7 protein-coding genes and 1 pseudogene are annotated in these 11801 nt (G+C 66.9%); 7 read left to right on the forward strand and 1 reads right to left on the reverse strand.

What is annotated here, in order from left to right; translation table 11 throughout:
- Positions 1-26 precede the first annotated feature (26 nt).
- From mfd to IPM73_07600, 5 genes are all read left to right on the forward strand, one after another.
- Positions 27-3434, forward strand: a complete 3408-nt coding sequence (gene mfd, locus IPM73_07580) for a transcription-repair coupling factor (GenBank protein ID MBK8917892.1) — start codon at positions 27-29, stop codon at positions 3432-3434.
- Between the two features lie 97 nt (positions 3435-3531).
- Positions 3532-4644 (forward strand): glycosyltransferase family 4 protein, encoded by a 1113-nt coding sequence (locus IPM73_07585; protein MBK8917893.1) that lies wholly within the window; start codon positions 3532-3534, stop codon positions 4642-4644.
- Positions 4641-5456: a lipopolysaccharide core heptose(I) kinase RfaP gene (gene rfaP, locus IPM73_07590; protein ID MBK8917894.1), complete on the forward strand. Its 816-nt coding sequence runs from the start codon at positions 4641-4643 to the stop codon at positions 5454-5456. The genes IPM73_07585 and rfaP overlap by 4 nt, the downstream gene beginning before the upstream one ends.
- Before the next feature lie 118 nt (positions 5457-5574).
- Complete coding sequence (locus IPM73_07595; protein ID MBK8917895.1) at positions 5575-6342, forward strand: heptose kinase; 768 nt, start codon at positions 5575-5577, stop codon at positions 6340-6342.
- Positions 6339-7706, forward strand: a complete 1368-nt coding sequence (locus IPM73_07600; protein ID MBK8917896.1) for a hypothetical protein — start codon at positions 6339-6341, stop codon at positions 7704-7706. The genes IPM73_07595 and IPM73_07600 overlap by 4 nt, the downstream gene beginning before the upstream one ends.
- Positions 7707-7734: 28 nt before the next feature.
- Here the strand turns inward: IPM73_07600 and msbA are convergent, their stop codons facing one another.
- Positions 7735-9537, reverse strand: coding sequence for a lipid A export permease/ATP-binding protein MsbA (msbA, locus tag IPM73_07605; protein MBK8917897.1), 1803 nt, complete (start codon positions 9535-9537; stop codon positions 7735-7737).
- A gap of 299 nt (positions 9538-9836) precedes the next feature.
- Between msbA and IPM73_07610 the strand changes: the two are divergent.
- Both IPM73_07610 and IPM73_07615 read left to right on the forward strand, forming a co-directional pair.
- A pseudogene (locus IPM73_07610) lies at positions 9837-10424 on the forward strand (toluene tolerance protein).
- Positions 10425-10516: 92 nt separating this feature from the next.
- Positions 10517-11698, forward strand: a complete 1182-nt coding sequence (locus IPM73_07615) for an O-antigen ligase family protein (protein MBK8917898.1) — start codon at positions 10517-10519, stop codon at positions 11696-11698.
- Positions 11699-11801: the final 103 nt, after the last annotated feature.

An 11801-nucleotide genomic window follows, 5' to 3' on the forward strand; every position in this document is an offset into this window, starting at 1 on the left:
CCGCCCGGCGGTATAATCCCCGCCCCATGCCTCACACCCCCCTGCTTCCCACCCTCCCGTCGCTCCCCAAACCCGGCCAGCGGCTCGATCTCCCTGCCCTCCCCGGCTCTGCCGATGCCCTGGCTCTGGCCCGTCTGGCCGGCAAGCAGCCCCTGGTGGTGGTTACCGCGAGCGCTGGCGATGCCCAGCGGCTGCTGGAGGAAATCCCCTGGTTCGCACCGGACCTGCGGGTGCGTCTGCTGCCGGACTGGGAGACCCTGCCCTACGACCATTTCTCTCCCCACCACGACCTGGTTTCCGAGCGCCTGGCCACCCTGTGGGCGACCCTGGGCGGCGCCATCGACGTGCTGCTGGTGCCGGCGACGACGGCGGTGGTGCGGCTGGCCCCGACGTCCTTCCTCGCCGCCTATACCTTTGCCTTCAAGAAGGGCGAGACGCTGGATGCCGAAAAATTCCGCGGCCAGGTGACTCTGGCCGGCTACACCCACGTCACCCAGGTGGTGTCGCCGGGGGAATACTCCATCCGTGGCGGGCTGATCGACCTCTTCCCCATGGGCTCGGCCTTGCCCTTCCGTCTCGACCTCTTCGACGACGAGATCGAGACCATCCGCACCTTCGACATCGACACCCAGCGCACCCTCTACCCGGTGCCGGAAATCTGCCTGCTGCCGGCCCGGGAATTCCCCCTGGACGACAAGGCGCGCACCGGCTTTCGCCAGCGCTTCCGCGAGGTGTTCGAGGGCGACCCCGCCAAGTCGGGCGTTTACAAGGACGTTTCCAGCGGTATTGCTTCTGCCGGCATCGAGTATTACCTGCCCCTCTTCTTCGAGGAGACGGCGACGCTGTTCGATTACCTGCCCAAGGACAGCGTGCTGGTTACCCACGGCGACGCTGCCGGGGCCATCACCGGCTTCTGGGCCGATACGCAGTCTCGCTACACCCTGCTCCAGGGCGACAAGTCGCGGCCGCTGCTGCCGCCGGCCGATCTCTTCCTCAGCGACGAAGCCTTTTTCACCCTGGCCAAACCTCTGCCCCGCCTGCACCTCGGCGGCGGTGGGGCGGGCGAAGCCAGCGCCGTCCCCAAGGTGGCGGTGGAGCGCCGGGCGGAAGACCCGCTCTCCGCACTGAGAGCCTTTGCCGGCGCCTTCGCCGGCCGCGTGCTGCTGCTGGCCGAATCCGCCGGGCGGCGGGAAACCCTGGGGGCCATGCTGGACGAGCACGGCGTGGTGCCGGCGGCCTGTGCGTCGCTCACCGACTTTCTCGATGGCGCCCAGCCTCTGGCCCTCACCGTCGGCCCGCTCCAGGCCGGCTTCGCCCTCCCTGGCCTCGCTTTCGTCACCGAAACCGAGCTCTTCGCCGGCGCCCCCCGCCGCACCCGCCGCGAGGCCCAGAAGAAGGCCAGTTTCGACAACTGGCTGAAGGATCTCACCGAACTCAAGGTGGGCGACCCGGTGGTGCACGAGAACCACGGCATCGGCCGTTACCAGGGCCTGGTGAGCCTGGACCTGGGCGAAGGGGCGACGGAATTCCTGGAGCTGCACTACGCCAACGCCGCCAAGCTCTTCGTGCCGGTGTCGCAGCTGCACGTGATTTCCCGCTATTCCGGCGCCGATCCGGAAGCGGCGCCGGTCCACACCCTGGGCTCCGGCCAGTGGGAAAAGGCCAAGAAGAAGGCCGCCCTCCAGGCCCGCGACACCGCCGCCGAGCTGCTCGCCCTCTACGCCGCCCGCGCCGCCCGCCAGGGTCACGCCTTCGCCTTCAAGGAACACGACTACGAGGCCTTCGCCGACGGTTTCGGCTTCGAAGAGACCGCCGATCAGGCCAGCGCCATCGCCGCCGTCATCGAGGATATGCGTGCCGGGAAGCCCATGGACCGCCTGGTGTGCGGCGACGTGGGCTTCGGCAAGACCGAGGTGGCCCTGCGCGCTGCCTTCTGTGCCGTGGCCGGGGGCAAGCAGGTGGCCGTGCTGTGCCCCACTACCCTCCTCTGCGAGCAGCATTACCAGACCTTCGTTGACCGCTTTGCCGATTGGCCGGTGAAGATCGCCGAGCTCTCGCGTTTCAAGACGGCCAAGGAATCGGCCCAGGCCCTGAAGGAACTGGCCGAGGGCAAAATCGACGTCATCATCGGCACCCACAAGCTGATCGGCAAGGATGTGGAATTCGCCCGTCTCGGTCTCGTCATCATCGACGAGGAGCACCGTTTCGGCGTGCGGCAGAAGGAGGCGCTGAAGTCGCTCCGCGCCGAGGTGGATGTGCTGACGCTGACCGCCACGCCCATCCCGCGCACCCTCGCCATGAGCATGGAAGGCCTGCGCGACTTCTCGGTCATCGCCACGGCGCCCCAGAAGCGGCTGGCCATCAAGACCTTCGTCAGCAACTTCTCCGACGGCATCATCCGCGAAGCCGTGCTGCGGGAGCTCAAGCGCGGCGGCCAGGTGTATTTCCTGCACAACGAGGTCGATACCATCGACAACATGCGGGAAAAGCTGGAAAAGCTGGTGCCCGAGGCGCGCATCGTCGTCGGCCACGGCCAGATGAACGAGCGCGAGCTGGAACGGGTGATGCGCGACTTCACCCAGCAGCGGGCCAATCTGCTGCTCTGCACCACCATCATCGAAACCGGCATCGACAATCCCCACGCCAATACCATCCTCATCAACCGCTCCGAGAAGTTCGGCCTCGCCCAGCTCCACCAGTTGCGCGGCCGTGTCGGCCGCTCCCACCACCAGGCCTACGCCTATCTGCTGGTGCAGGACGCCAAGGCCATGACCAAGCAGGCCCGCCAGCGCCTGGAAGCGATCCAGATGATGGAGGAGCTGGGCTCCGGCTTCTTCCTTGCCATGCACGACCTGGAAATCCGCGGTGCCGGCGAGGTGCTGGGGGAAAACCAGTCCGGCGAGATGCAGGAAGTGGGCTTCAACCTCTTCACCGACATGCTCAACCGGGCCGTGGCGGCGCTGAAGCAGGGCAAGGAGCCTGATCTGACCCAGCCCCTGGGCATCGCCACCGAGATCAACCTGCACGTCCCCGCCCTGCTGCCCAACGCTTACTGCCCGGACGTGCATGAACGCCTGACCCTCTACAAGCGCCTGGCCAACTGCGAAAGTGCCGAGGACATCGACGCTCTGCAGGAAGAACTCATCGACCGCTTCGGCGAACTGCCTGCCCAGGGGCAATCCCTGCTCGCCAGCCACCGGGTGCGCCTGATGGCGCGGCCCCTGGGCGTGCAGAAGCTGGACGCCACGGCGGACCAGATGGTCGTGCAGTTCGGCCCCAACCCGCCCATCGAGCCCATCACCATCATCAAGCTCATCCAGAAGAACCGGAACTTCCGGCTGGCGGGGCAGGATCGGCTGGTTTATGTGCGGCATTGCCCGACACTAGGGGATAAGGTGGGGGCGGCGAAGGAGATGTTCAGGCTGCTGGCCTGATCGCCACGGCCGAGGCTCGCCGAGGCCCCGCCGGCCCGCCAGCAACAAGGCTGCGGGATTGTCGTATCATCGGCCACCCCTTCCCCTTTGCCCGACGATGCAGCTTGCCTTCTGCCTGTTCAAGTACTTCCCGTTCGGGGGCCTGCAACGGGATTTCCTGCGCATTGCCCTGGCCTGTCAGGCCCGGGGAAACGCCATCCGGGTCTATACCCTGGAGTGGCGCGGTGAGCAGCCTCCGGGCTTCGAGGTGGTCGTGGTGCCGGTACGGGCCTTCAGCAACATCGCCCGCTACGAGAAATTCGTCGCCTGGGTGGGAGCCGATCTGCGGCGGCGGCCGGCGGACCGGGTGGTGGGCTTCAACAAGATGCCCGGCCTGGACGTCTATTACGCCGCCGATGCCTGCTACGCCGAAAAGGCCCGCACCCTGCGCAACCCGCTCTACCGCCTGGGGGCGCGCTATCGCCACTTCCACGCCTACGAGGAAGCCGTGTTCGCAGTCGCGGCGCGGACGCGCATCCTCATGATCGCCGCACCCCAGACCGCCATTTTTCAGCGTCACTACGGCACGCCGACCGAGCGCTTCCACCTGCTTCCCCCCGGCATCGCGCGGGACCGCCGCGCCCCGCCGGATGCCGCGCAGCGCCGGGCGGAATGCCGGGCGGAACTGGGTGTTGCGGACGAAGAACGGCTCGTGCTCCAGATCGGCTCCGGCTTCAAGACCAAGGGCCTCGACCGCAGCCTTCTCGCCCTGGCTCATTTGCCTCCGGCGCTGCGCGGACGGACCCGCCTCTTCGCCATCGGCGACGACGCGCCAGCGCCTTTCCTGCGCCAGGCCAAGGCCCTGGGCATCGCCGACCGTGTCTCCATCCTGAAGGGCCGGGGTGACATTCCTCGGGTGCTGCTGGCCGGGGATCTCCTCATTCACCCCGCCTACCAGGAAAACACCGGCACCGTGCTCCTGGAGGCGGTCGTCGCCGGACTGCCGGTCTTGACCACCGGGGTGTGCGGCTACGCCCCCTACATCGTCGAGGCCGGCGCGGGCTGTGTCCTCCCGGAACCTTACGCCCAGGCCGATGCCGACGCCGCCCTCCTCAGCATGCTGGAAGACGGCGAGGCCCGCCGTGCCTGGGCCCGCAACGGCCTTCGCTTCGCCGAGACGGCGGACATCTATGGCAATGCCGAGCACGCCGCGGACCTGATCCTCGCATGAACACCCTCAGCCTGCTGCCCCCCTTCGATGCCCTGTGGGCCGGCAAGGATCCCTTCGTCGAGGTCGAAGGCCTGCGGGGACAGGTGTTTCGGGAGCTGGCCGGCCGCCGGACCTTGCAGACCACCTGCGCCGGCGTTTCGGTCTTCGTCAAGATTCACCGGGGCGTAGGCTGGGGAGAAATCCTCAAGAACTGGCTCTACGGCCGCCGCCCCATCCTGGGCGCCGGCGACGAGTGGCAGGCCTTGCAGCGTCTGCGCGCTCGGGGGTTTCCCACCATGGAACCCCTGGCCTACGGCGAGCGGGGCTGCAACCCGGCCCGGCGCCACTCCTTCATCGTCACCCGGGAACTCGCGCCGACCGAAAGTCTGGAAGACCATACCCGCCCCTGGCGCGAGACGCCACCTCCCCTGCGCTGGAAGCGGTCCCTGATTCGCCGCGTGGCGGAAATGGCGGCGGCCCTGCACGGCGCCGGCGTCAATCACCGCGATTTCTACCTCTGCCACTTCCTCCTCCATCTGGACCCGGCCCCCAGTCCGGACAGTCTGCGCCTCTCGCTCATCGACCTGCACCGCGCCCAGTGCCGCGACCAGGTGCCCCGCCGCTGGCGCGACAAGGATCTGGCCAGCCTTTATTTTTCCGCCCTCGACATCGGCCTCACCCGCGGCGACCGCTGCCGCTTCCTGCGCAGCTACTTCGGGCGTCCCCTGCGCGACATCCTCGCGGCGGAGGCCCCCTTGCTCAGGCACCTGGAGCGGGAGGGGGAGCGCCTGCGGGTGCGCTATCAGCGCAAGTTTGCCCCGGAGAACCGATGATCCTGGAAGCCTCTGTCTATCCCTCGTCAGTGTCCGCAATGCCCTGTGCCCCGGACCTCCGTGCCCCCCGGAGTACTTCATCCCGCGGGTGGCATCGCGACGCATCGAGATTGCCAGGATGATCCGCTGGTGGTCCGATCCCTCCCTGGCCGGAACTCCGGCAGGGGATGCGCTGCACTCTCTGGACACCGTATTCGCGCTCCACGGCGAGCAACTGACCTGGTCCCCCCTGAGCTACGTCCATCGCCTCAGCCTGGACGGACGGGTGTGCTACGTGAAGCGCTACGTCGGCGACCGCGCCGATCCGCGTCGCAGTTGGTTCGGCCTGCGCACCCTGATCGCTCCCCTGCGGGTCGAGCAGGAGTGGAAGAATCTGCAGGCCTTCGCCAGTTGGGGCCTGCCCACGCCCCGCCTGCTGGCCTATGGCCTCGAGCGCCGCAATGGCCGCTTCGTGCGCGGCGCCCTGGTGACGGAGGAAATCCCCCATACCCAGGATCTGGGCTCCCTGGCGCTCACGGGGGATGCAAGGCTGAAGGACCGGGCCTGGGTGGCCGAGGTTTCGCGCCAGTTGGCCGCCGCCACGCGCACCCTGCATCGGGCCGGGTTCGCCCACAACGACCTCAAGTGGCGCAATGTCCTGGTCGATCGCCAGGAGCCGCCCCGGCTCCATTTCATCGACTGTCCCAACGGCGCTTTCTGGCGCGGCCCCTTCCTGCGTCACCGCATCATCAAGGACCTCGCCTGCCTGGACAAGGTGGCCAGAGAGCATCTGAGCCGCGCCCAGCGCCTCCGCTTTTACCTGGATTACCGCCAGCATGAATGCCTGACGCCGGCGGACAAGGAACAGGTGCGCAAGGTGCTCGCCTACTTCGAGGGCCGCGAGTGAGCGCCGCCGCGCCTTTGACCCCGGCCGAACTGAGCGCCGCGGGGCGCGACCTTCCGGCGCAATTGGCCGTCGAGCTAGGCGACGGCGCATCCCTGACTGTGGGGCCGGTCCTGCGCCTTTTGCCAGGCAAGCGTCTGGCAGGTCCCGCGCTGCTGGGCGACGGGCAAGTGTTTGCCAAACTCTATTTCTCGTCCGGCGCGGCCCGCCACGGTGTACGGGAGAAGCGCGGCATCCAGGCCCTGCTGGCGGCCGGCCTTCCCAGCCCGGCCTTGATCCATGCCGAACCCTGGTCTTGCGGGGGCTACGCCGTCGTCACCGCCCACCTGCCCGACGCGCTTCCCCTGGACGAGGGCGCTTGCGATGCGGACCTGCTGGCTACCTTCGCCCTCTTCGGTCGCCTGCATCGGGCGGGACTCATCCACCGGGACGCCCACCTGGGCAATGTGCTGAAATCGGGCGGCCAGTTCTGGCTCATCGACGGTGACGGCATCGTGCCCGCCGGGGAGAACGAGCGCCTGGACAATCTGGCCCTGCTGGCGGCCCAGATGCCGGCCCGCTGGCCGGACCTCGCCGAGAGGGCCCTGGCCGCCTACGGAAGCCCCGTTGCAACGGACGATCTGGCGCGGCGTATCGCCCGGGCCGAGGCGCGGCGCCTGTCCGCCTTTCTCGCCAAGACGGTGAGGGAATGCAGCGAATTTTGCGTCAGCCGAAATTGGGAAGGCGTCACCGTGGTCCGTCGCGACAGGGCGGCGCGGTTGGCCGGATTGCTCGCTGATCCCGACGCCGCCCTGGCCGGCGGCATCATGCTCAAGGACGGCGGCACCTGTACCGTGGTGCGCATCGACCTCGAGGGCCTGCCGGTGGCGGTGAAGCGTTACAACCTGAAGAATACGCGCCACGCCCTGTCCCGCGCCTGGCGTCCCAGCCGCGCCTGGCAGAGCTGGATCGAGGCCCAGCGCCTGTCCTACTACGGCATCCCGACGCCCCGGCCCCTGGCGGTGGTGGAAAGGCGCTTCGGGCCGCTGCGGGGCCGCGCCTACCTGGTCACGGTGGCATCGGAAGGCAGGAGCCTCCTGGATGCCTGGTCGGCAGACGTTCTTCCCCCGGAGGATGAAAGGACCGCCCTCCTCGCCCTGCTCGCCGCGCTGCGTCGCTTCCGTATCGGCCACGGCGATCTGAAGGCCAGCAATTTTCTCATCGCCGACGGTCGCGTCGAACTCATCGACCTCGACGCCACCTGCCAGCACCGGTCGGAGTGGCGCTACCGCCGCGCCTGGCAGCGGGACCGGGCCCGCCTCCTGGCCAACTGGCCGGCCGGCTCGCCGCTCCATACCTGGCTGGACGACGCGCTGCCGCGGGAGTAGCCGGGATTGCCCCTGCGGGGAGTACTGGCTAGAGGGCAGCCGGCGCCGGCTCCGATTCGCTGAACTGCAGGGCGTGCAGCCGGGCGTATTGCCCCCCCAGGGCCAGCAGTTCGGCGTGGGTGCCACGCTCGACGATCTCCCCCTGCTCGAGTACCAGGATGAGATCGGCTCGCTCGATGGTCGACAGGCGATGGGCGATGACCAGCGTGGTCCGGTTGCGGGAAGCGCTTTCCAGGGCGGCCTGGATGTGGCGCTCGGATTCCGTATCGAGGGCCGAGGTCGCCTCGTCCAGGATCAGGATGGGGGCGTCCTTCAGAATCGCACGGGCGATGGCCAGTCGCTGGCGTTGGCCGCCCGAGAGCAGCACCCCGTTCTCGCCCACCAGGGTGTCGTAGCCTTGCGGGAGCCGCGCGACGAACTCGTCCGCGTAGGCAGCCCGCGCTGCTGCGACGATGCGCTCCCGTGGTGTGCCTGCGAGGTCCCCATAGGCGATGTTGGCCGCCACCGTATCGTTGAACAAGGTCACCTGCTGGGTCACCAGGGCGATATGCCGGCGCAGATTGCGCAAGCGGTACTCCTCGACGTCGACACCGTCGATCAGGATCTGGCCTGCGCCGTGGTGATAAAAACGGGGAACCAGGTTGGCAAGGGTTGATTTGCCGCTTCCGGAACGGCCGACCAGGGCGACCATCTGACCCGGCTCGACCACCACATCGATGCCGCGCAGGACTTCGACCTCGGTGCCGGGATAGCGGAAGCTGAGGCCGCGCACCTCCAGGCGTCCCGCCACCCGATCGCGTTCCACGGTCCCTTGATCGACCTCGGGCGTCTGGTCGAGCTGCTCGAAAATGCTTTCGGCCCCGGCCAGGCCTTTCTGGATGGTGCCGCTGACTTCGGAAAGCTGGCGAATAGGCTTGGGGAGCATGCCCGCGGCGGTCAGATAGGCGACCAGATCACCGGCTGTCGAGTCGCCGCGCAGATAGAGCACCAGGAATAGAACCACCGCCATGGTGGAAAAAGTGACCAGTTGCAGGCTGGGGGTAAAAGTCGCCGAGGTCTTGACCATGCGCAACTGACGCGCGGTATTGTGGGCGCTGGCCACGCGGAATCGCTCCGATTCATAGGGTTCGCCGCCAAAACTGCGCACTACCCGGTAGCCCTGGATCATTTCCGATGCCACATGGGTCACATCGCCCATGGCCGCCTGAATTTTCTTGCTCTGCTTGCGGAACTTGCGGCTGGCATTGCTCACCATGAGGCCGATGATGGGCAGGGTCAGGACCATGACCAGGGTGAGCTTCCAGTTCAGCCAGATGAGGTACGAAAAGAGGAAAACGATGGTCAGCCCCTCCCGGATGATGACCTTGATGGCGTCCGTAGCCGCACCGGTGACCATGGTCACGTTGTAGGTAATGCGGGAGATGAGGTGTCCGGAATTGTGGTTGTCGAAATAGGCGTTGGGCAGGCACAGCAGGCTGTCGAACAGCGCCCTGCGCAGATCGTCGATCAGGCCGAGGGAAACCTTGGCGAGATAGTAGTTGCCCAGGAAGGAGCCCAGGCCCTGCCAGGCGCTGATGACGACCACCAGGAGCGGCACGGCGACCATCAACTCGGCCGAGCCAATGAGAGGGATGTTGCGTATCGTGGTCGCAGCGGGCAGCGTCAGTCCATCGACGAAGTACTTCATGATCCACGCCAACATCGGCTGCGACGAGGCGAAAATGAGATACCCGATGATGCTGACCCCAAAAGGGGCAAGAAACGGCTTGAGATAGGCGACGAGCCGCAGGTAAATTTTCAGGGAACTGGATTCAGTCGTGCTGGATGTCATGCCGGTATGAACTGGACAAAGAAGGCCTGTGTCGCTGCCCGCGCATTCTACGCCTTCCCCCGTCCATAGGCCGCGACAGGCGTACGGGACAACAAGGGAAAATCGCGTGCCTTGTGAGAGAATCCGGCGGTTTGAAACACAGCCCGCCGATTGGATTCCCTGCTTGCCCCGCTCGACCCGGTGATTGCCCTTACCTTCCCCTTCCTGCCCGTCGATGCCACCTGCTACGGTCGGCCGGGGGAGCAAAGCCATCCGGCGCCCCCGCCGAAACACTCCCCGTCTGGCGTTCCGGAGGTCGGTTGATTTCCCTTTCCGCCCCTCAGTACGGAGATCTCGCCCGGGGATGCGAGATCATCGAGGCCGACGGGTTCGGCCCCAAGGTGCTCCTGCGCCCGGACGGGACCATGCTCAAGCTTTTTCGCCGCAAGCGCATGCTGTCTTCGGCCCTGTTGTTCCCCTACGCCCGCCGCTTTGCGGACAACTGCCGCCGCCTCGCCGAGCTGGGTATCCCCAGTCCTACCGTCCTGGCCCTGTATCGGGTTGGCCCCATCGAACGTGACGTCGTCCATTACAGCCCTCTCCCGGGGAACACGGTGAGGCAGTTGATCCGTGAAGGCCTCGCCCCGGGACAGGAGGACGCGTTGCGGAGCGACCTGGGGCAGTTCGTTGCCCGTTTGCACGGCAGCGGTATTCTGTTCCGCTCGCTGCACCTGGGAAACGTGGTCCTCACGCCCACGGCTTGCCTGGGACTGATCGACGTCGGTGACATGGGCATCCGGCGCGGCCCCCTCCCTGAGCGCGCCATCCTGCGCAATTTCGACCACCTGGGCCGCTACCCGGACGAGTGGGCCTGGCTGCTGAGCAATTCGCTCTTCGCGCAGCGATACCTGGAATGCTCCCGACTCACCCTGCGCGCGCGCGAGGCGGCCAGCGCGTATTTGACTGCCGTTTCCCCGAGCAAAGCGCGACGAGAACCCTGATGAAAGCCTTCGCAGCCGCCATCCTGCCCCGAACCGAGCGTTTGATCTCAGACTGGATCGGACCCTTGAGTGTTTTTCTCGTCTGTACCGCGCTGCTGTGGCTTCCGGAGCGGGGCCTGTTTCCGAAACTAGTCTACCCGGCGGTCCTGAGTGCAATCATCCTCGTGGCCTGCCACCCCAAGGCGATGCTCGACTGGGCTCGCCAGCCGGTCGGTACGGTCCTCGCCGTGTTCGCCGGCTATTTCGCCCTCACCCTGGCGTGGACGGACAGCGACGAGGCACCTCAGGCACTCATCATGCGTCAGACACAGATCGTGCTCTGGTGCGCACTCGTTTTCCTGCTCGCCCGCGCCAACTTCGAGCGCTTGCGCGGGGCGTTGACGCTGGCGGCAGGACTGGCCTCCCTTGCGGCTGTCTATGAGGTCGGCCGCTTCCTGCTGGTGGGTGCCAGTGCACGGCTGGCGAGCGAGGGAGCCCTGGGCAACCCCCTGCTCATTTCGCATATCTACGGCTTTTTCGGGGCGCTGTGGCTGGGCTGGCTTCTGACCGACTCTGCGGGAAGCTCCCGTCTGTCCAGGATCACCGCACTCGTCCCCATCCTGCTGTTGCTCGTCTTCACGGGCTCCCGCACGCCCCTGCTGGCGACCCTGGTCACGGGTCTCTGGCTGGCAGTGGCCATCGGCGGGCGGCGCGCGGCCCTGCTTCTGATCGGGTTCATTGTCGGCGGTGGAGCGATCGTCGTCCTTTTCCAGGATCTGGTGCTCGCCCGGGGCCTGTCCTACCGTCCGGAAATCTGGGCCAACGCCCTGGCCCAGGGCCTGGAGAAACCGTGGTTCGGGCACGGGCTGGGGGCACCATTGACCATCCAGTTGCCAGATATCTCCTACGCTTTCCGTGACCCCCACAATATGACCCTTTCGGTGTTCTACCGCGGTGGTGTTGCGGGGGTCGGGCTGTGGGTCGCGCTCTACACCGTGGCTCTCGTCGGTGCCTTGCGGCACCGTCAGGACCGCTTCGTGGTCGTGGCTTCGGCTGCGGTGGTTTACGGACTGGTCGCTGGGATGACCGAAGGCGGCGCCCTGTTTCCCCGCCCCAAGGAGCACTGGTTCCTCATCTGGATTCCCCTGGCCATCCTGATCGCTGCCATTGACCGGAGCACGCGCCTTGTTCGGCTTCCTTGACTCCCTGCGGCGCCGTTTTGCACGGCACAAGAAGCCCCCCAAACTTTTGCGTGCCCAGGCGAAGTTCCGGGAACGCCATCCGCAATACGAATTCGGCCTCGGC

The sequence above is a fragment of the Betaproteobacteria bacterium genome (genome assembly GCA_016720065.1).
GTDB lineage: Bacteria > Pseudomonadota > Gammaproteobacteria > Burkholderiales > Rhodocyclaceae > SSSZ01.